At 74.4% G+C, this 22,937-nt stretch carries 2 protein-coding genes (1 of these 2 only partly in view); both read right to left on the reverse strand.

The annotated features are described in order from the left end of the window. Positions 1–9,281, reverse strand: the 5' end (the start) of a protein-coding gene (locus tag QRX60_RS49215; RefSeq protein WP_285998340.1) for a type I polyketide synthase. 15,130 nt of this gene lie to the left of the window's left edge; the window shows 9,281 of its 24,411 coding nt (coding positions 1–9,281); its start codon is at positions 9,279–9,281; the stop codon falls past the left edge of the window. A 48-nt stretch (positions 9,282–9,329) separates the two neighbouring features. Next, the gene (locus QRX60_RS49220) at positions 9,330–22,805 is read right to left on the reverse strand and encodes a type I polyketide synthase (RefSeq protein WP_285998341.1); all 13,476 of its coding nucleotides are present in this window, start codon (positions 22,803–22,805) and stop codon (positions 9,330–9,332) included. Between the last annotated feature and the right edge of the window lie 132 nt (positions 22,806–22,937).

Genomic DNA, 22,937 nt, shown 5'->3' on the forward strand with positions numbered 1-22,937 from the left:
TTGCCGGTGAGCAGGTGCCCGCCAAGGCCTTCGGGGGCTTCGCGCAGGCCGGCGGCGTAGCCCGAGACACCCGCGCCGACGAACACGCCGGACGCGCTCCCGGAGAGGGACCGCGGGTCGATGCCGGCTCGTTCCAGGGCCTCCCAGGAGCTTTCGAGCAGCAGCCGCTGCTGCGGGTCCGTGGCCAGCGCCTCGCGCGGGCTCATCTCGAAGAAGGCGGCGTCGAACTCACCGGCGCCGGTCAGGAAGCCGCCGTCGCGGGAGTAGCTCTTGCCTGCGGCGTCGGGGTCGGGGTCGTAAAGGCCTTCGACGTCCCAACCACGGTCTTCGGGCCAGGAGGAGATGGCGTCGCCGCCGTCGGCCAGCAGCCGCCACAGCTCTTCCGGCGACGTGATCCCGCCGGGCAGGCGGCAGCTCATGCCGACGATCGCGATGGGCTCGTCGGCGTTGTCGAGACGCGGCGCCGGGACGACGGCGTCCTCGGTGCCGAACAGCTCCCCGGCAAGGAAGTCCGCGAGGACGGTGGTCGTCGGGTGGTCGAAGACGAGCGTCGAAGGCAGCTTCAGCCCGGTGACCGCGCTCAGGCGGTTGCGCAGCTCGACGGCGGTCAGCGAGTCGAAGCCCAGGTCGCGGAAGGGCCGGTCCACCGCGACGGCCGCCGGGTCGGCGTGCCCGAGGGCGGCCGCGGCTTCGAGCCGGACCAAGTCCGGCAGCTCACCGGCGGACAGGTCCCGGCTTCGGGTCTCCTCGACCGGGACGTCGAGCGCGGCACGGACCTCGGGCAGGTCGCCGAGCAACGCGCTCGGGCGGGCCGAGGTGAAGCCGGGTGCGAACCGCGCCCAGTCGACGTCGGCCACGGTGACGGCGGTGTCGCCGGTGTCGAGGGCCTGACGCAGCGCGGTGATCGCCAGCTGCGGGTCCAGGGGCCGGAGTCCGCGGCGGCGCAGGTGGTCCTCCGCGCCTTCGTCGGCCAGCATGCCGCCGCCCGCCCAGGGACCCCAGGCCACCGACGTCGCGGCCAGCCCGGCCGCGCGGCGGCGGCGAGCGAGGCCGTCGAGGTAGGCGTTCGCGGCCGCGTAGGCGCTCTGGCCGCCGCTGCCCCAGACGCCCGCGATGGAGGAGAACAGCACGAACGCGTCGAGCTCGCGGTCGCCGAGGACGGCGTCCAGGTTCGCCGCACCCGCGAGCTTCGCGGCGGTGAACCCGGCGAACTCGGCGACGCCGAGCCCGGCGAGGGGCGCGGACTGGGCGACCCCGGCGGCGTGGACGACGGCCCGCAGCCCGTCGAGGCCGCCGACCAGCGCGGCGACGGCGTCGCGATCGGTGACGTCGCAGGCCGCAACGGTCACGGTGACGCCGAGCGCGGTCAGTTCGTCGCGCAGTTCCGGCGCGCCGGCGGCGTCGAGGCCGCGGCGGCTGGTCAGCACGAGGTGCTCGGCTCCGGTGCGGGCCAGCCAGCGGGCGACCTCGGCGCCGAGCGCCCCGGTCCCGCCGGTGATCAGCACGGTGCCGCGCGGCCGCCACGAGGAGCCGGACGTCGTCGCGGGGGCGCGGTCGAGGCGCGCGGCGAAGACGGCGGAGTCGCGGACGGCGACCTGGTCCTCGGTCCCGCCGAGCACGCTCGCCAGCCGGGCGACCGCGCGGTCGTCGAGGACGGCGGGCAGGTCGACCAGGCCACCCCAGCGGTCGGCGTGTTCGACGGCGGCGGTGCGGCCGAAGCCCCAGAACGCCGCCTGCGTCGCACTGCGGACCGCGTCCGCGCGGCCGACGGAAACCGCGCCCGAAGTGGCGCACCACAGCGGCGCGGCGTCGCCGAGCTGCCGGACGAGGTCCAGGGTCGCGGCGAGGCCGATCGTGATCCCCGGTGCGTCCGGCGCGGGGCGCTCGTCGAGAGCCAGCAACGACAGCACGCCGGCGAAGTCACCGTGGATGCCGGGCAGGTCAGGCATGCGGACCGGGACGCAGTCGAGGCCCGCGGTCAGCGCCGCGAGCGAGTCCGGCTCGCCGCCGTGCTCCGGGAGCACCAGCAACCACGTGCCCGGCCCGCCCTCGGCCGGCGCCAGCGGGCGCCAGTTCACGACGTAGCGCCAATCGTCCACAGTAGACAGATCAGCGCGGTTCCCGTGCCACCGCGCGAGCAGCGGCAGGGCGGTTTCGAGTCCGGACAGTTCGGACTCCGCGACGTCGAGGGTCGTGGCGAGGGCGGACAGGTCCGCGCTTTCGACCGCCGACCAGAACTCGCCGTCGACGACGTTCGCCGGAGCGGCGGCGGCTTCGGGCGTGCGCGGCCAGAAGCGCTCGCGCTGGAACGGATAGGTCGGCAGCACGACGAACGACGCCGGACGCAGCACCGCGGACCAGTCCGGAGCGTGCCCGGAGACGTGGAGGCGGGCCAGCGCGGCGAGCAGCGTCCGCTCCTCGGGCCGGTCCTTCCGCAGCGTCGCCTTCGCGGGCAGAGTGTCCTGCGCCAGGGCGGCGAGCACCCCGTCCGGGCCCAGTTCGACGGACTCGGCGACGCCGAGCCCGCCCAGCGTTTCGACAGCGTCGGCGAACCGTACCGGCTCGCGGACCTGGCGCACCCAGTACACCGGCGTCAGGATCTCGTCCCCGGCCAGGCGACCGGACACAGTGGACACGAGCGGGATCTTCGGCGCGTGGAAGGTCAAGCCGTCGGCGACGGCCGCGAACGCGTCCAGCATCGGGTCCATCAGCGCGGAGTGGAACGCGTGCGACACCGCGAGTCGTGAGACCTTCCGGCCCAGCGCGACGAAGTGCCGCTCCACCGCCTCGACGGCTTCGGCTTCACCGGACACGACCGTCGCTCGGGGACCGTTGATCGCGGCGAAGCACGCGCCGTCGCCCAGTTCGGCGGCGACCTCGTCCTCGGTGGCCTGCACCGCGAGCATCGCCCCACCCGTGGGCAGCGCCTGCATCAGTCCCGCGCGGGCCGCGACCAGCTTGCACGCGTCCTCGAGGGAGAGCACACCCGCGACGTGCGCGGCGGCCAGCTCGCCGATCGAGTGCCCGGCCACGTAGTCCGGCCGGACGCCCCACGACTCCAGCAGCCGGAACAGCGCAACCTCGACCGCGAACAACGCGGGCTGGGTGTACCCGGTCTCGTCGAGTGCCGAAGCGTCGCCGAAGACGACCTCCCGCAACGGCCGATCCAGCGCCGAGTCGACCAGCGCGCAGACCGCGTCGAAGGCGTCGGCGAACACCGGGAACCGCTCGTACAGCTCGGCCCCCATCCCGACGCGCTGCGACCCCTGGCCCGAGAACAGGAACGCGGTCTTCCCGGCGTTCTGCGTGCCCTGGACGAGGTTCGCCGCCGGACCGCCGGCCGCGAGGGCTTCCAGGCCGGTCGCCAGCTCGGCGAAGTCCGCGCCGAGCACGACGGCCCGGTGCTCGAACGCGGCGCGCCCGGCCAGGCCGGCGGCCACGTCGGCGACGTCGGTGTCCCGCAGCCGCAGCAGGTCGCGCGCGGCGTCCCGGAGCGCGGCCTCGGACCGGCCGGACAGGACCCAGGGCACCAGCCCGTCCGAAGCGGCCGGGGTTTCGGCCGCGGGCACGCCTTCGAGGATGACGTGAGCGTTCGTGCCGCTGACGCCGAACGACGACACGCCCGCACGGCGCGGTCCGTCGTGCTCGGGCCAGGAGTGCGCCTCGGTGAGCAGCGCGACCGCGCCGCTGTCCCAGTCGATGTGCCGCGACGGCCGGTCGACGTGCAGCGTCTTCGGCAGCAGGCCGTGGCCCAGGGCGAGGACCATCTTGATGATCCCGGCGACGCCCGCGGCCGCCTGCGTGTGCCCGATGTTGGACTTCAGCGAACCCAGCCACAGCGGCTGTTCGCGATCGCGGCCGTAGGTCGCCAGCAGGGCCTGTGCCTCGATCGGGTCACCCAGGGTCGTGCCGGTCCCGTGCGCCTCGACGGCGTCCACATCGGACGGTTCCAGGCCTGCGTTCGCCAGCGCCGCCCGGATCACCCGCTGCTGCGAGGGCCCGTTCGGGGCGGTGAGGCCGTTCGACGCGCCGTCCTGGTTCACCGCGGAGCCGCGCACCAGCGCCAGCACCGGGTGCCCGTGGCGGCGCGCGTCGGACAGCCGCTCGACGAGGATCAGGCCGACGCCCTCGCCCCAGCCCGTGCCGTCCGCGCCGTCGGCGAACGCCTTGCACCGGCCGTCTTCGGCCAGCCCGCCCTGCTTGCTGAACTCCAGGAACGCGCCCGGGGTCGTCATCACGGTCACGCCGCCGACCAGCGCCATCGAGGACTCGCCCGAGCGCAGCGACTGCGCGGCCCAGTGCAGCGCGACCAGCGACGACGAGCACGCGGTGTCGACCGTGACGGCGGGGCCCTCCAGGCCCAGCACGTAGGAGATCCGGCCGGAGACGACCGAGCCGGCGTTCCCGGTCCCGGCGTGGCCTTCCGAGCTGCCTTCGCCGGACTCGCGCAGCAACGCCGCGTAGTCCTGGCCGTTGGTGCCGATGTAGACACCGACCTGGGAGCCGCGCAGCGACAGCGGGTCGATGCCCGCGCGCTCGAACGTCTCCCACGAGGTCTCCAGCAGCAGCCGCTGCTGCGGGTCCATGGCGAGGGCCTCGCGCGGCGAGATCCCGAAGAAGCCCGCGTCGAAGTCGGCGACGCCGTCGAGGAAGCCACCGTGGCGGGTGTAGCTGGTGCCCTCGTGGTCGCGGTCGGGGTGGTAGAGGTCGGCCAGGGGCCAGCCGCGGTCTTCGGGGAAGGTGCCGACAGCATCGCGGCCACCCGCCAGGAGGTCCCACAGGTCTTCGGGCGACCGCACGCCGCCGGGCAGGCGGCAGGCCATCGACACGATGGCGAGCGGCTCGTCGTCGACGGCCGTGGCGGACTGCGTGGCGACTGGGGTCGCGGCGGAACCGGCCAGCTCCTCGCGCAGGTAGGTCGCGACGGCGGCCGGGGTCGGGTAGTCGAACACCAGCGTCGCGGGCAGCGCGCGCCCGGTCGCGGCGCCGAGGCCGTTGCGCAGTTCGACGGCGGTCAGCGAGTCGACGCCGAGGTCCTTGAACGCCCGCTCGGGCTCGACCGCGTCCGGGCCGGGGTAGGCGAGCACGGCCGCGGCCTGGGTGCGGACGACGTCGAGCAGGAGCGCCTGCTGGTCCTCAGTGGACAGTTCGGCGAGCCGCGCGACCAGGGGCTCTTCTTCGGGGGCGGGCATCGCCTCCCGCGCCTCGGGCAGGTCGCCGAGCAGCGGGCTGGGGCGGGTGGTGGTGAAACCGGGCACGAACTTCGCCCAGTCCACGTCGGCGACGATGGGGTTCGCTTCTCCGCCGCCGATCGCGCGGCGCAGGGCGGCGACAGCGAGGCGCGGGGCCATCGGCGGCACGCCGCCCCGGCGCATCCGGTCGGCGACCAGGTCGTCGGCCGCCATGCCGCTGCCGCCCCACGGGCCCCAGGCCACGGAGGTGGCGGGCAGCCCGGCGGCGCGCCGCTGTTCGGCGAGCGCGTCGAGCCCGGCGTTGGCGGCGGCGTAGGCGGCCTGCCCGACCGCGCCGAGGCTGCCCGCGAACGACGAGAACAGCACGAACGCGGACAGGGCGCGGTCGCGGGTCAGCTCGTCGAGGTGCCGGGCGGCGTCGAGCTTCGGCCGGAAGACCGTGTTCAGCTGCTCGGCGGTGACACCGTCGAGCACGGCATCGTCGAGGACGCCTGCGGTGTGGATGACGGCGTCGAGGTCGGGCAGTTCGTGGAGGAGCCCGGCCACGGCGTCGCGGTCGGCGACGTCGCAGGCCGCGACGGTGATCCGGGTGCCGAGCGCGGTCAGCTCGTCCCGCAGCGCCGTCGCGCCCGGGGCGTCGAGGCCGCGGCGGCCGGCCAGGACGAGATGTTCGGCGCCGGCTTCGGCGAGCGTGCGCGCGACGACCGCGCCCAGCGCGCCGGTGCCGCCGGTGATCAGCACGGTCCCGGCGGGCGACCACGGCTCGGCGGCCGGGCCGGTGGTCCGCTGCAGCCGCCGCGCGAAGACGCCGGACGCGCGCAGCGCGACCTGGTCCTCGGCCGAGCCCAGGACGGCCGCCAGCCGGTCGAGAGCGCGCTCGTCCAGCTCGGCGGGCAGGTCGACCAGACCGCCCCAGCGCTGCGGGTACTCCAGCGCGGCGACCCGGCCGAGGCCCCACAGCGGAGCCTGGCCGGCCGCGCTCAGCGGGTCGGCCTGCCCGGTGGAGACGGCACCCTGCGTCGCGATCCACAGCGGCGCTATGACGCCCGCGCGGATCAGCTCGATGGTGCGCAGCAGGGGTTCGGTGTCCCAGGCCAGCAGCGACAGCACACCGTCCACATCGGAGTGCTCGGCCAGCTGGTCGAGCGTGGCGGGGACGAACCCGCGGCTCACCAAGGCTTCGAGCACCGGGGATGCGAAGTCCGCTGCTGGGACGACAGCCAGCCTGGTCCCCGAGAGCGGCTTCACTGCCGGCGACACGGGCGTCCAGCCGATCCCGTATCGCCAGGCGTCCACAGTGGACTTCTCTTGCCGCTTCGCGCGATAGGCCGACAGCGCGGGCAGCAGGTCACCGACCGTGCCCTCGGGCAGGTTCAGCACTTCGGCGAGGGTCCCGGTGTCCACGGCGGACCAGAACTCGTCGTCTCCGGCACTGGTGGGGGCCGAGGGCTCCAGCCAGTAGCGCTGCCGCTGGAAGGGGTACGTCGGCAGGTCGACGCGGCGGCCGCCTCCCAGCACGGCCGACCAGTCAGGTCCGTGGCCGGAGACGTGCATCCGGGCGAGACCGGTCAAGGCGGCCGGTGCCTCCGGGCGGTCCCGGCGCAGGAGCGCGGCCACCGCCGCGCCGGCGGGCAGGCAGTCCTGGGCGAGCGCGGCGAGCGCGCCATCGGGACCGAGTTCCAGGAAGCCGGTCACCCCGGCCTCGCTCAGCCAGCCGACGCCGTCGGCGAACCGCACGGCCTCGCGGACGTGCGAAACCCAGTAGTCGGGCGAGGTCAGCCGGTCGGCGAGGGTGCCGGTGACGTTGGAGACGACCGCGATCTTCGGCGGGTGGAAGGCAAGACCGTCGAGGACTTGGCGGAACTCGGCGAGCATCCCGTCCATACGGACGGAGTGGAACGCGTGCGAGACGTCGAGGCGCTTGGTCTTGCGGCCCAGCCCGGCGAAGTGCTCCGCCGCGGCCAGCACGACGTCCTCGTCCCCGGAGAGCACGAGCGACGACGGCCCGTTGACCGCCGCGATCGAAAGCCCGTCGACCAGGTCGACCTCGTCCTCGGTCGCCTGCACGGCGACCATCGCGCCGCCGCTGGGGAGTGCCTGCATGAGACGGCCGCGGGCGGCGACGAGCGTGCACGCGTCGGCCAGCGAGAGCACCCCGGCCAAGTGGGCGGCGACCAGCTCGCCGATCGAGTGGCCCAGCAGGTAGTCCGGCTGGTAGCCCCAGGACTCGGCCAGCCGGTACAGCGCCACCTCGACCGCGAACAGCGTGGGCTGGGTGTAGGCCGTCTCGTCGAGCCGCTCGCCCGAAGCGATGACCGTCCGCAGTGGACGGTCGAGGTGGCGGTCGAGCTCCGCGCACACCTCGTCGAAGGCGGCGGCGAAGACCGGGAACCGTGCGGCCAGCTCGCTGCCCATGCCGGCGCGTTGGGAACCCTGGCCGGTGAACAGGAAGGCCAGCTTCCCCGGCCGGATCGCGCCCCGCACCAGACCCGGCGCGACGCCGTCCGCGCCGAGGGCGTCGAGGCCGCGCAGCAGCTCGTCCCGGCTGTCGGCCAGGACGACGGCGCGGTCGTCCAGGGCGGCCCGGCCGGTGCCCAGTGACCAGGCGAGGTCGGCCAGGTTTTCTTCCTCCGCAACGGCCCGGAGGCTCGCGGCCTGCTCACGCAGGGCGGCCGTGCCGCGCGCGGACACCAGGAACGGCAGAGGCCCCTCGACGGCCGGCGGTTCCTCGGCCTCTTCGGCGGCGGGCGGTTCGGCGAGCAGGACGTGCGCGTTGGTGCCGCTGACGCCGAACGCCGACACCCCGGCGCGGCGGGGCGCGTCGCGCTCCGGCCACGGCATCGGCTCGCCCAGCAGCTCGACCGAGCCGGCCGCCCAGTCCACGTGGGACGACGGCTCGTCCAGGTGCAGGGTGTGCGGCAGGTGCGCGTGCCGCAGGGCGAGGACCATCTTGATCACGCCGGCCGCGCCGGAGGCGGCCTGGGTGTGCCCGATGTTGGACTTCACCGCGCCGACGCGCAGCGGCCGGTCCGCCGGGCGGTTCTGCCCGTAAGTGGCCAGCAGCGCCTGGGCCTCGATCGGGTCGCCCAGTGTCGTGCCGGTGCCGTGCGCCTCGACGACGTCGACGTCGGCGGGCGAGAGCCCGGCGGCGGCCAGGGCCGCACGGATCACCCGCTGCTGCGAGGGGCCGTTCGGGGCGGTCAGGCCGTTGGACGCGCCGTCGGAGTTGACGGCCGAGCCCTCGATGACGGCGAGCACGGGGTGGTTGCGGCGCCGCGCGTCGGACAGGCGCTCGAGCAGCAGCAGGCCGACGCCCTCGCCCCAGCCGGTGCCGTCGGCGGCCTCGGCGAACGGCTTGCAGCGGCCGTCGCCGGCGAGCCCGCCCTGGCGGGCGAACTCCAGGAAGACGGCCGGGGTCGACATGATCGTGGCGCCGCCGGCCAGCGCGAGCGAGCACTCCCGCTTGCGCAGGGCCTGGCAGGCGAGGTGCAGCGCGACCAGTGCGGACGAGCACGCCGTGTCGACGGTGACCGCGGGGCCTTCCAGGCCGTAGCTGTAGGCGAGCCGGCCGGACAGGACGCTGCCCGCGTTGCCGGTGAGCAGGTGCCCGGCGACCTCGCCGGTCTCGCTGCCCAGGCCGTATCCGGACGGCGTCGAGCCGACGAAGACCCCGGCGGACGTCCCGGCCAGCGAACCGGGGTCGATCCCGGCGCGTTCGAAGACCTCCCACGACACTTCGAGCAGCAGCCGCTGTTGCGGGTCGGTGGCCAGGGCCTCGCGCGGGCTGATGCCGAAGAACGCCGGGTCGAACGTCGTGGCGGTGTCGATGAACCCGCCGGTGCGCGCGTAGTCGCCGCCGTCGACGTCCCAGCCGCGGTCGGCCGGGAACGCCGACATCGCGTCGGTCCCGCCGTCGACGAGGTCCCAAAGCTCCTCCGGAGAGGTCACACCGCCCGGGAACCGGCAGCCCATCGCGACGATCGCGATGGGCTCCCGCTCCCCCGCCTCCAGGTCCTGGAGGCGTTGCCGGGTCTCGGCGAGGTCGGTCGTGACCCACTTCAGGTAGTCCCGGAGCTTCTCTTCGTTCACCAGCGCCCTCGCCTGTGGTTTTCGTGCGGTCCACCGGCGCCGGGCCTCTCACGACCTGCCGAGCTCCCGGTGGATGAAGTCGAAAAGTTCGTCGTCCGTCGCGCCTTCGAGCTGCTGGGCGGCCCGGGGACGCCCGTCGGACGCCCGGGCTTCACCCAGCTTGTTCAGCATGGTCTGAAGTCGGCTGGTGATTTGCCCAAAGGCGTCATCGTCTGGGGAAACCCCTGAAACCAGCGCCTCGATCCGGTCCAGCTCCCCCAGGACCGAGACTTCGTCGCCGACCAGCGCCGAAAGCAGGAACCCGGCCAGCGCCGACGGCGTCGGGTGGTCGAAGACCAAGGTGGCGGGCAGCTTGAGCCCGGTCGCCGCGCGCAGGCGGTTGCGCAGCTCCACCGCGGTCAGGGAGTCGAAGCCGATCTCCTTGAACGGCCGGTTCGCGTCGATCTCCTCGGCGCCCGCGTGCCCGAGCACCCGGGCGATGGCGTCGCGGACGTGGTCGAGGACCACCCGCTCCTGCTCGGCGGGCGGCAGGCCGATCAGCTTGCCCGCGAAGGACTCCGGAGTGGACTCCGGCTCGGTCCGCTGGGCTTCGAGGGCCCGGCGGACGGCGGGGAGGTCGTCGAGCAGCGGCCGCGGCCGGGCGGCGGTGAAGCCCCGCACGAACCGGTCCCAGTCGACGTCGGCGACGGTGAGGACGGTCTCGTCGCGGTCGATCGCCTGCCCCAGCGCGAGCAGGGCCCGCTCCGGCGGCATCGCGCCCACGCCGCGGCGGCGCAGGTGCTCCTCGGCGTCGTTGTCGCCCGCCATGCCCGCGCCCTGCCACGCGCCCCACGCGACCGACGTCGCGGTGAGCCCGCGGTCACGGCGGCGCTGTGCGAGCGCGTCGAGGAAGGCGTTGCCCGCGGCGTAGGCGCCTTGCCCGCCGCTGCCCCAGACGCCGGCGTTGGAGGAGAACAGCACGAACGCGTCGAGGTCGTCCAGGAGCTCGTCGAGGTGGGTGGCGCCCGCGACCTTCGCGGACACCACTTCGGCGAACTCGGCCAGTTCGGTGTCGTCGAGCGCGGTGCCCTGGACGATGCCGGCCGCGTGGAAAACGGCCCGCACGGGCCCGTCCAGCCCGTCGAGCAGCGTTTTCAGGGCCGCGCGGTCGGCGACGTCGCAGGCGGCGATCGTCGTGGTCGCGCCGAGCGCGGTCAGCTCCTCGCGGAGTTCGGCCGCGCCGGGTGCCGCTTCGCCGCGCCTGCTGGTGAGGATCAGGCGCTGTGCCCCGCGACCGGCGAGCCAGCGGGCGACGTGGGCACCGAGCGCGCCGGTGCCGCCGGTGATCAGGACAGTGCCGTCCGGCCGCCAGTCTCGGGCCGGGGCGCCGTCGCCGAGCGGGGCCGGCACCAGGCGGCGGGTGAGCACGCCGGACGCCCGGACGGCGACCTGGTCCTCGTCGCCCGCCGCGGCCAAGACTTCGGCCAGCCGCTGCCGGTCGCGCTCGTCGGTCGTGTCCGGCAGGTCGACCAGGCCGCCCCAGCGGTCGGCGTGCTCCAGGCCGATGACCCGGCCCAGCCCCCAGACCTGGGACTGCGCCGCGTCGGTCACGGCGTCGGACCGGCCGGTGGCCACCGCGCCCGCCGTGGCGAGCCACAGCGGGGCGGCGATCCCGGCGTCGCCGAGCGCCTGGGTCAGGAGCAGGGTGTTCGCGACACCACGCGGGAGCACCGCGTCCCCGGCCGCGTCGAGGGCCAGCAGGGAAAGCACGCCGTCCACCGGGGCGAGGTCGACCAGGCGCTTGCCGAGCGCGGCGCGGTCGGTGCCACCGACGGTGACCGGGACTGCGGTGGCGCCCGCGTCCTCGACGGCCTGCCGGGCCGCGTCGATCCACGCGTGGTCGCCGCCTTCCGGCGTCACGACCAGCCAGGTGCCGTCCAGGGGTTTCTCTTCGGTGGTGAGCGGTTTCCAGGTGATGCGGTAGCGCCAGCTGTCCACAGTGGATTTCTCGAGGCGGGTGCGCCGCCAGGAGGCGAGCGCGGGCAGGACGTCGCCGAGGGGCTCCGGCGCGACGGCGAGGGTGCCGGCGATCGACGCCACGTCCTCGCGTTCCACCGCGGCCCAGAACTGCTCGTCGGCCGGGTCGCCGGTGACTGCCGCGGGCTGCGCGGCCTTCGGCCAGAAGCGCCGGTGCTGGAACGGGTAGGTGGGCAGGCCGACCGTGCGCGTCTCGGGGAGGACCGTCCGCCAGTCGACGTCGTGGCCCTGCGTCCACAGTTCGGCGACCGACGTCAGGAACCGGCGCGGGCCGCCTTCGCCGCGGCGCAGCGTTCCGACGACGACGCCCGGGGTGTCGTCGAGGGTCTCCTGGATCGCGGACAGGAGCACGGGGTGCGGGCTGACCTCGACGAAGAACCGGTGTCCCCGCTCGATGAGGACCTGGGTCGTGTCGAGGAAGCGGACCGGCTCGCGCAGGTTCCGGTACCAGTAGCCGGCGTCGAGGGTCGCGGTGTCGACGGGCTCGGCCGTCACCGCGGAGTAGAACGGGACATCGCCCGTGCCGGGGCTCAGGCCCGCCAGGACTTCGTGCAGCTCGTCGCGGATGCCTTCGACGTAAGCAGAATGCGAGGCGTAGTCGACCGGGATGCGGCGGGCGCGGATGTCCTTGTCCGCGCAGTGGGCGATCAGCTCGTCGAGCGCGGCCGGGTCACCGCACACGACCGTCGAGGCCGGGCTGTTGTAGGCCGCGATCGCGACCCCGTCCGGGAGCAGGTCCGCGACGCGGGCGGCGTCGAGCGCGATCGAGGCCATGCCGCCCTGCCCCGCGAGCCCGGCGGCGATCGCTTTGCTGCGCAATGCGACGACCTTCGCCCCGTCCTCGAGGGACAGTCCGCCTGCGACGACCGCGGCCGCGATCTCGCCTTGCGAGTGCCCGGCGACGGCGTCGGGCTCGATGCCGTGCGCCCGCCACAGCGCGGCCAGGGACACCATCACGGCCCAGGACGCGGGCTGCACGACGTCGACCCGGGCCAGGGCGTCCGCGTCGCCCAACACTTCGGTCAGCGACCAGTCGACGTGGGGGGCGAGCGCGGCGGCGCATTCGTCGAGCCGCTGCGCGAAGACGGGCTCGTCGAGCAGGCCGAGCGCCATGCCCACCCACTGCGCCCCTTGGCCCGGGAAGACGAACACCGTCTCCCCCGCGGCCCCGGCGGTGCCGGTGATCACGGACGATCCGGGCGCGTCGGCGGCCAGTGCGCGCAGGCCGTCCCGGTGGTCGTCGAGGACGACCGCACGGTGCTCGAACTGGGACCGGGTGCTGACCAGGGACCAGCCGATCTCGGCGACGTCCCCGGTCACCTCGGCCAGCGCGGCCGCCCGATCGCGCACCGCGGCCGCGGACCTCGCCGAGAGCACCCAAGGCACCAAGCGCCCCAATGTGGCGTTCGGTGCGTCTGACGCACCGAACGCCACATTGGGTGCGTCTGACGCAACCAACGCCACATTGGGGCGCTCGGGGGCCTGCTCGACGATGATGTGTGCGTTCGTGCCGCTGACGCCGAACGACGAGATCCCGGCGCGGCGCGGTCCTTCCCGCTCGGGCCACGGGCGCGGCTCGGTCAGCAGGGACACCGCGCCGCTGCCCCAGTCGACGTGCCGGGACGGCTCGCCGACGTGCAGGGTCGCGGGCAGCAGGCCGTGACGCAGGGCCAGCACCATCTTGATGACGCCGGCGACGCCGGCGGCGGCCTGCGTGTGGCCGACGTTGGACTTGATCGAGCCGAGCCACAGCGGCTCGGCCGCGTCGCGGTCCCGGCCGTAGGTCGCCAGCAGGGCTTGCGCTTCGATCGGGTCGCCCAGCGTCGTGCCGGTGCCGTGCGCCTCGACGGCGTCCACATCGGACGGTGTCAGGCCCGCGTTGGCCAGCGCCGCGCGGATCACGCGTTGCTGAGAAGGACCGTTCGGGGCGGTCAGGCCGTTCGACGCGCCGTCCTGGTTGACCGCGCTGCCGCGGACGATCGCGAGCACCGGGTGGCCGTTGCGACGGGCGTCCGAGAGCCGTTCGACGAGCACGACACCGACACCTTCACCCCAGCCGGTGCCGTCCGCCTCGTCGGCGAAGGCCTTGCACCGGCCGTCCGAAGCGAGGCCGCGCTGCCGGCTGAACTCGACGAACAGGCCGGGGGTGGACATGATCGTCACGCCGCCGGCCAGCGCCATCGAGCATTCGCCCGCGCGCAGCGACTGGGCGGCCAGGTGCAGGGCGACCAGCGACGACGAACACGCCGTGTCGATGGTCATCGCCGGGCCTTCCAGCCCCAGCTCGTAGGCGATCCGGCCGGACAGGACACTGCCCGCGCTGCCGGTGGCGAGGTAGCCGTCGACGCTCTCCTCGCCGAAGTGCAGTGCCGCGGTGTAGTCCTGCCCGTTGGTCCCGGCGAACACCCCGACCGGCGCGCCACGCACCGAAAGCGGGTCGACGCCCGCCTGCTCCAGGGCCTCCCAGGAGGCTTCCAGCAGCAGGCGCTGCTGCGGGTCCATGGCCAGCGCCTCGCGCGGCGAGATCCCGAAGAACTCGGCGTCGAACCGGTCGGCACCGGCCAGGAAACCGCCTTCGCGCACGTAGGTCGTGCCCGCGTGGTCGGGGTCGGGGTCGTAGAGCGCATCGGTGTCCCAGCCGCGGTCGGCGGGGAACTCCGTGACGGCGTCGCGGCCCTCGGCGAGCAGGGCCCAGAGCTCGTCCGGGTTCCGCACGCCGCCGGGGAACCGGCAGCTCATGCCGACGATGGCGATGGGCTCGTCGGTGTTCTGCGCGACGGCCGTGGGTCCGGCCTCGGCCTCGCCGAGCAGTTCCGTGCGCAGGTACGCCGCCAGGGCCGTCGCGGTCGGGTAGTCGAACGCGAGCGTGGCCGGGAGCCGCAGCCCGGTGGTGGTGTCCAAGCGGTTGCGCAGCTCGACGGCGGTCAGCGAGTCGAAGCCGAGCTCCTTGAAGGTGCGCCCGGCCGCGACGTCGTCGGCCGAACGGTGGCCGAGCGCGAAGGCGACCTGCTCGCGGACCAGCTTGAGCAGCTGCCGGTCGGCGTCCACCGTGGACAGTCCGGTGAGCTTGAGCGAGCCCGCGGCGGCCGGCTCGAGCTGCCGCACCTCGGGCAGGCCGGCGATGAACGGGCTCGGGCGGTGCGCGGCGAGCGCGGCCGCGAACCTGGCCCAGTCGACGTCGGCGACGGTGACCACCGGGCCGCCGCCGGTCGCGGCCTGCAGCGCGGCGATGGCCCGGTCGGGCCGCAGCGGGGCGAGCCCGGTGCGGCCGAGGTGCTCTTCGGCGGCGGCCGCGGCGGCCATCCCGCCGTCGGCCCAGGGGCCCCAGGCGATCGACGTCGCCGCCAGCCCCTGGGCACGGCGCTGTTCGGCGAGGGCGTCGAGGAAGGCGTTGGCGGCGGCGTAGTTGCCCTGCCCGGCCGCGCCGAAGGTGCCCGCGCAGGAGGAGAAGAGGACGAACGCCTCGAGTCCGGTCGTGAGTTCGTGCAAGTGCCGTGCGGAGACGGCCTTCGCGTCGACGACCTCGGCCAGTCGCTCCGGGGTGAGAGCTTCGAGGACGCCGTCGGCCAGGACGCCGGCCGTGTGCACGACGGCGGTGAGTTCGCCGACGGAGGCGAGGGTCGCTTCGAGCGCGGCGCGGTCGGTGACGTCGCAGGCCAGGACGTCGACGCGGACGCCGAGTCCGGTCAGCTCGGCTTCGAGGTCACGGGCGCCGGGCGCGTCGAGACCGCGTCGGCTGGTCAGGACGAGGCGTTCGGCCCCGGCCCCGGCCAGCCACCGCGCGACGTGCCGCCCGAGGGCGCCGGTGCCGCCGGTGATCAGGACGGTGCCGTGGGGCTGCCACGGTCGTGAGTGAGAAACTGGGTTAGAACGCTGTTTTTCACTCACGACCCCTGCGTGGGTGAGGCGGCGGGCCAGGACCTGCGCCCCGCGGAGAGAGACCTGGTCCTCGTCGGTCGCGCCGCCGAGGATCGCGCGGAGCCGGCCGAGCGTCTCGTCGTCGGCGTCGGTGGGCAGGTCGACGAGGCCGCCCCAGCGGTGCGGGTGCTCCAGCGCGACGGTGCGCCCGAGCCCCCAGACCATCGCCTGCGCCGGGTCCGGCACGTCCCCTTCGGCCGCGGCGACCGCACCTCGGGTGACACACCACAGCGGCGCGTCGATCTCGGCGTCACCGAGGGCCTGGACCAGCGCGAGCTGGCCCTCGACGTCCAAAGTGGACAAGACGCCGTCGAACTGTCGGTCACGCAGGCGCGCGGCGAGGGAGGCCCGATCGTCCGCGGGGGTGACTTCGAGGACGTCGCCGAAGAGCTGCGTGCCCGAACCGGCGGGGACCACCGCGAGCCATCGGCCGTCGAGCCGGGCCTCTCCGGTGTCGACGGGCGTCCAGGTGACTTCGTACTGTCCGGCCGGCGGCCGGCCGCGCTCGCGCCAGGCCGTCAAGGCCTCGAGGTCGCCGCTTTCGACGGCCGCCCAGAACCGCTCGTCCGGTGCCGGGCGGCTGTCCAGCCAGAAGCGCGTGCGCTGGAACGGGTACGTCGGCAGGGTGACGGGGCGTCCTGGGTAGCCGGGGTGTGCCGCGTGCAGGACGGTCTGCCAGTCGACGGCGTGACCCCGCGTGTGCGCGTCGGCCAGCGCGGTGAGCAGGGTCTGGTACTCATCACGAGCCTTGCGTAGCAACGGGAGCGCGGGGAACGCGGCCAGCGCCGAGAGCACGCCGTCGGGTCCGAGTTCGAGACCCCGCGTGACACCGAGCCCGGCGAGCGCGACGGAAGCGTCCGCGAACCGCACCGGCTCGCGGACCTGCCGCACCCAGTACTCCGGCGTCAGGATCTCGTTCCCGGCGAGGCGTCCGGACACAGTGGACACCAGCGGAATATTCGGTGCGGCGAAGGACAAAGAACCGGCGACGCGGGCGAACTCGTCCAGCATCGGGTCCATCAGCGCGGAGTGGAACGCGTGCGACACGGACAGCCGGCGGACCTTCCGGCCCAGCCCGGCGAAGTGCCGCTCCACTGCCTCGACCGCGTCGGCATCGCCGGACACCACGACCGCCGAAGGCCCGTTCACCGCGGCCAAACCGACGCCGTCGGCCAGGACTGCCATGACCTCGTCCTCCGTGGCCTCCACAGCCAGCATCGCACCACCGCTGGGCAGCGCTTGCATCAAACCTGCGCGCGCCGCCACCAGCCGGCAAGCGTCCTCGAGGGACAGGACTCCGGCGACGTGCGCCGCGGCGATCTCACCGATCGAGTGCCCGGCGACGTGGTCCGGGACCACGCCCCACGACTCCAGCAGCCGGAACAACGCGACCTCGACGGCGAACAGCGCAGGCTGGGTATAGCCGGTCTCGTCCAGCAGCGCAGCGTCCCCGAAGACGACTTCCCGCAACGGCCGGTCCAGCTCCGCGTCGACCAGCGCGCACACCGCGTCGAACGCGTCCGCGAACACCGGGAACCGCGCGTACAGCTCCGCGCCCATCCCGACGCGCTGTGAACCCTGGCCGGAGAACAGGAACGCCGTCTTGCCCGGCTCCGCCAGTCCGGGGGTCGCCGCGGCGAGCCCGGTGAGCAGGTCGTCGCGACTGTCCCCCACCACCACGGTCCGGTACTCGAAGGCCGACCGCGCGGCCAGCGCCAGCGCGACGTCGACCGGGTCGCCGTCCGGCAGCCCGCGCACGGCGTCCCGCACCGCCTGCTCGGTCCGGCCGGAAAGCACCCAAGCCACGGGGCCGGCCGAGGGTTCACTGTGGACAGCCGGGCCCGCGGGCGGCTCCTCGAGGATGACGTGCGCGTTCGTCCCGCTGACCCCGAACGACGACACCCCCGCGCGGCGCGGATGGTCGCCCCGCGGCCACTCCTGGGCCTCCGTCAGCAGCCGCACGTCCCCGGCGGTCCAGTCCACCCGCTCCGACGGCCGGTCCACGTGCAGCGTCTTCGGCAGCGTCTCGCCGTGCAGGGCGAGGACCATCTTGAGCACGCCGACCGCACCCGACGCGGCCTGCGTGTGGCCCACGTTGGACTTCACCGAACCCAGCCACAGCGGCCGGTCCCGGCCCTGGCCGTAGGTCTCCAGCAGCGCCTGCGCCTCGATCGGGTCACCCAGTGCCGTTCCGGTGCCGTGCGCCTCGACGGCGTCCACATCGGACGGCGCCAGGCCCGCGTTGGCCAGCGCCGCGCGGATGACGCGTTGCTGCGCCGGGCCGTTCGGGGCGCTCAGGCCGTTCGACGCGCCGTCCTGGTTCATCGCCGAACCGCGCAGCAGCGCGAGCACGGGGTGGCCGAGCCGCCGCGCGTCCGACAGCCGCTCGACCAGCACCAGCGCGACGCCTTCGCCCCAGCCGGTGCCGTCCGCCGCGTCGGCGAAGGCCTTGCACCGCCCGTCGCCGGCCAGGCCGCCCTGCTTGGCGAACTCCTGGAACGCGCCCGGCGTCGCCATCACCGTGACGCCGCCGGCCACCGCCATCGACGACTCGCCGGAGCGGACCGACTGGGCGGCCAGGTGCAGTGCCACCAGCGACGACGAGCACGCCGTGTCGACGGTCACCGCGGGGCCTTCGAGACCGAGCACGTAGGACACTCGCCCGGACACGACCGCGCCGGCGTTCCCGGTGAGCAGGTGCCCTTCGACCTCGTCCGCCGCCCCGGTGTGGCCGGTCGCGTAACCCTGGGTGCCGCAGCCGACGAACACGCCGGCCGCGCTGCCCCGCAGCGAACGCGGGTCGATCCCGGCGCGCTCGAAGACCTCCCACGCACTCTCCAGCAGCAGCCGCTGCTGCGGGTCCATGGCCAGGGCTTCCCGGGGCGAGATCCCGAAGAAGGCGGCGTCGAACTCGTCGGCGTCGTGGACGAAGCCGCCCACCCCGGCGACCGCGTCGAGGTCCCAGCCGCGGTTCACCGGGAAGGCCGACAGGCCCTCGGCGCCCGCGGAAACCAGGTCCCACAGGTCCTCCGGTGAACGCACGTCGCCGGGCAGGCGGCACGCCATCGACACGATGGCGATCGGCTCGTCCGGGTCCACCCGGGACACCAGCCGATCGGCCGCCACGGGGCCGGCGTCGAGCAGCTGGTGTCCCAGGAGCGCGGCGAGCCGCCGCGGGTCCGGGTGGTCGAAGAGCACGACGGCGGGCAGCTTGAGCCCGGTCGCCGCGACGAGCCGGTTGCGCACTTCCAGCGCGATCAGGGAGTCGACGCCCAGGTCGCGGAAGGCCCGGTCCGGCTCGACCGAGCCCGGCCCGGGATAGCCCAGGACGGCGGCGGTCTCGGCCCGCACGAGGTCGAGCAGCGCTTCCGCCCGGGCGGCCTCGGTCAGACCGGAAAGCTGTTGCGCCAACGAGGAATCTGCTTCCACGGGTGCCGTCTCGAGGGCGTCGCGGACCTCGGGCAGCTCGTCGAGCAGGGGCCGCGGGCGGGCCGCGGTGAAGGCGGGGGCGAACCGGGCCCAGTCCATGTCCGCGACGGACAGGAAGGTCTCGTCCGCGTCGAGTGCCTGGCCCAGCACGGTGAGCGCGAGCGCGGGGTCCATCGCGCGGATGCCCCGGCGGCGCAGCTGCTCCCCGGAGTCCTCGCCGGTCATGCCCGCGCCGGCCCACGCTCCCCAGGCCACGGAGGTCGCGGTGAGGCCACGGTCCCGGCGGTGCTGGGCCAGTGCGTCGAGGGCGGCGTTGGCCGCGGCATACGCGGCCTGGCCGCCGCCACCCCAGACCCCGGCGTTGGAGGAGAACAGCACGAACGCGTCGAGGTCCCCGGTGAGCAGGGCGTCGAGGTTGACGGCACCCTGCACCTTCGCGCGCAGTGTCTCGGCGACTTCGGCGCGGTCGGTGTCGGCCAAGGCGGCCGAGCGACCCAGCCCGGCCGCGTGCACCACGGTGCGGGGCTGGACGTCGGCGAGCAGGGCGGCCAGGGCGTCGCGGTCGGCGACGTCGCAGGCGGCGATGGTCACCTCGACGCCGAGCGCCGTCAGCTCCTCGCGCAGTTCGGTGGCCCCCTCCGCGTCTTGCCCCCGGCGGCTGGTGAGGACCAAGTGCTCGGCACCCGCGCCGGCCAGCCAGCGAGCCACGTGCGCGCCGAGTGCCCCGGTGCCGCCGGTGATCAGCGCGGTTCCGCTGGTCCGCCACTCGCGGGCCGGGCGGGTGGCACCGAGCGGCGCCGGGACCAGGCGGCGGACCAGCACGCCGGCCGTCCGGATCGCGACCTGGTCCTCGCTCGCCTCGGCGAGCACCCGGGCCAGGCGGCCGAGCGCGCGTTCGTCGAGGGTTTCGGGCAGGTCGACCAGGCCACCCCAGCGGTCCGGGTGTTCCAGGCCCACGACGCGGCCCATGCCCCAGATCTGCGCTTGCTCCGGGCTCGTGAGCCGGTCGGAGCGGCCGGTGGAGACGGCGCCGCGGGTCAGCAGCCACAGCGGCGCGGTCACCGCTCGGACCAGCTCGATGGTGGCGTAGAGGCCGTCTTCGGCGAAGGCGAGCAGCGACAAGACGCCGGTGACGCCCTCGGTGGGCAGCTCCGGGAGCTGACCGCCGGGCTCGACGGTCACCAGGACCGGCTCGGCGCCGTGCGCGGCCAGGCCGTCGATGAGATCGCCTGCCGGGTATCCGCTGGGGGCGACGACCAGCCAGCGGCCGCCGAGGTCCACTTCGGACGGAGCCGAGGGCCGCCAGGCGATCCGGTACCGCCAGCTGTCCACCACGGACTGCTCGGCGCGGCGTTTGTGCCACTGGGCGAGCGCGGGCAGGACGTCGGCGAGCGCGGTCGCATCGACGTCGAGCGAAGCGGCGAGCCCTTCGGCGTCGCCGCTGTCCACGGCGGACCAGAACTGGTCGTCGGCCGCGCCCGCGGTTTTTTCGACGGCGGTCAGCCAGTAGCGTTCGCGCTGGAAGGGGTAGGTGGGCAGGTCCACGAGCCGCGCGCCGGGGAAGAGCCCGGCCCACTCGACCGCGGCGCCACGGCTCCACAGTTCGGCCAGCGACCTCAGGAACCGCGGCAGGCCACCTTCCCCGCGGCGCAGCGATCCGACGACGACGGGCGCTTCCAGCGTCTCCTCGACGGCGGCGGCGAGCACGGGGTGGGCGCTCACCTCGACGAACGTCGTGAACCCCGCCTCGGCGAGGCCGCGCACGGCTGTGTCGAACAGGACCGTGCGGCGCAGGTTCCGGTACCAGTAGCCGGCGTCCAGCGTGGTGGTGTCGACTCGCTCGCCGAGCACCGAGGAGTGCAGCGGGATCCCGGCTTCGCGCGGGGTGATCGGGGCGAGGGCGGTGAGCAGGGCGTCCTCGATCGCCTCCACGTGCGCGGAGTGCGAGGCGTAGTCCACCGGGATGCGGCGGGCGCGGATGCCGTCGGCCACGCAGGTTTCGATCAGCTCGTCGAGTGCTTCCGGCTCACCGGAGAGCACGACCGAGCCGGGGCCGTTGACCGCCGCGACGCTGATCCGGTCGTCCAGCCGGGCGGTGATCTCGTCGAGGGACAGCGCGACCGAGGCCATCCCGCCCTTGCCCGCGAGCACCTCGCCGATGAGCTTGCTGCGCAGCGCGACCACGCGGGCACCGTCCTCAAGGGACAGTGCGCCCGCGACGCACGCGGCGGCGATCTCGCCTTGGGAGTGCCCGACGACGGCGCCGGGCTTCACGCCCGCCGACTGCCAGAGGGCGGCGAGCGAGACCATGACGGCCCAGGAGGCCGGCTGCACGACGTCGACCCGGGCGAGGGCGTCGGCGTCGCCCAGGACGTCGGTCAGGGTCCAGTCCACGTGCGGGGCCAGCGCGGCGGCGCACTCCGCCAGCCGGGCCGCGAACACGGGCTCGTCGAGCAGGTCCACGGCCATCCCGGCCCACTGCGCGCCTTGGCCGGGGAAGACGAAGGCCGTCTTGCCCGGCGGTGCGGCGACGCCCCGGACGACCTCGGCCGACGGCGTCGCGTCCGCGAGCGCGTCGAGGCCGCGGACCAGGTCCTCGACGGTTTCGCCGACCACGGCGGCGCGGTGTTCCCAGGCGGTGCGGGTGGCCAGCGACCGGCCGACGTCGCTGGGCCGCTGGTCGGTGACGTGCTTGCGGAGCAGGTCGGCTTGCTCGCGCAACGCCTCGGCGCTGCGGGCGGACAGCACCCAGGTTGCCGGCCCCTGCGGCGCATCGGTTTCCTCGGGGACGGACGCGGGAGCGGCTTCGAGGACGACGTGGGCGTTGGTGCCGCCGACGCCGAACGAGGAGACCGCGGCCCGGCGGGGCGCGCCGGTCTCGGGCCAGGCGGTGTGCTCGGTCAGCAGCTCGACGGCGCCGCGCGTCCAGTCGACCTGCGTGGACGGCTCGGTGACGTGCAGGGTGCGGGGCAGCTCGCCGTGGCGCAGGGCCAGGACCATCTTCATCACGCCGGCCACCCCGGCGGCGGCCTGGGTGTGCCCGATGTTGGACTTGATCGAGCCCAGCCGGAGGGGGTGCTCGCGGTTCCGTCCGTAGGTCGCGAGCAGGGCCTGCGCCTCGATCGGGTCGCCCAGCGTGGTGCCGGTCCCGTGCGCCTCGACGGCGTCCACTTCGGACGGTTTGAGGCCGGCGTTGGCGAGTGCGGCGCGGATGACGCGTTGCTGCGAAAGGCCGTTGGGGGCGGTGAGGCCGTTGGAGGCGCCGTCGGAGTTGACCGCGGAGCCGCGCAGGACGGCGAGGACCGGGTGGCCGTTCTTGCGCGCGTCGGAGAGCCGTTCGACGAGCAGCACGCCGGCGCCCTCGCCCCAGCCGGTGCCGTCGGCGCTGTCGGCGAACGATTGGCACCGCCCGGACGCGGAAACGCCGCCTTGGCTGGTGAACTCGACGAACACGGCGGGCGTGGCCATCACGGTGACGCCGCCGGCGAGCGCCATCGAGCACTCCCCCGCGCGCAGCGCCTGCACGGCGAGGTGCAGCGCGACGAGCGAGGACGAGCAAGCGGTGTCGACGGTGACGGTGGGGCCTTCGAGGCCGAAGGTGTAGGCGATCCGGCCGGACGCGACGGACACGGCGCTGCCGGTGAGCAGGTGGCCGCGGACCTCGTCGGGCAGGCCGTCGAGGTCGGTGGAGCCGTAGGCCTGGTTGCTGCACCCGATGAAGACGCCGGTGTCGCTGGCCTGCAGGGCTTTCCGGTCGAGTCCCGCGCGTTCGAAGGTCTCCCAGGAGACTTCGAGGAGCAGACGCTGCTGCGGGTCCATGGCGAGGGCTTCGCGCGGCGAGATGCCGAAGAAGCCGGGGTCGAAGTCACCGGCGTTGTCGAGGAAACCGCCCTCGGCGGTGTTGCTGCCGGCGAGCTCGTCGGCGGTCCAGTTCCGGTCGGCGGGGAAGCTCGAGATGGCGTCGGTGCCGTCGCGCAGGAGGTCCCACAGGTGGTCGGGAGAGGTGACGCCACCGGGGAAGCGGCAGCTCATCGCCACGAGCGCGATGGGTTCCCTGGAGGCGGCCGCGAGCCGGTCGTGCTGCTCGCGGAGCCGCTTGTTGTCCCGCAAGGACGCCCGGAGCGCTTCGACGACCTTGTCCTTGTCCGAAGACAGTGCCACCAGGTACCTCCAGGTTCACGGCGTGGTCGCCTCGAGTGAACCGCACGGGGCACCCGCAAATCCCTAGACTTCGCGCCCCCCGGACGTAGTGAATGACTCATTCCTGTCGTCCGACGACAGGAATGAGTCATT

Origin of the sequence: Amycolatopsis mongoliensis, assembly GCF_030285665.1 — a bacterium.
Taxonomy (GTDB): Bacteria; Actinomycetota; Actinomycetes; order Mycobacteriales; family Pseudonocardiaceae; genus Amycolatopsis; species Amycolatopsis mongoliensis.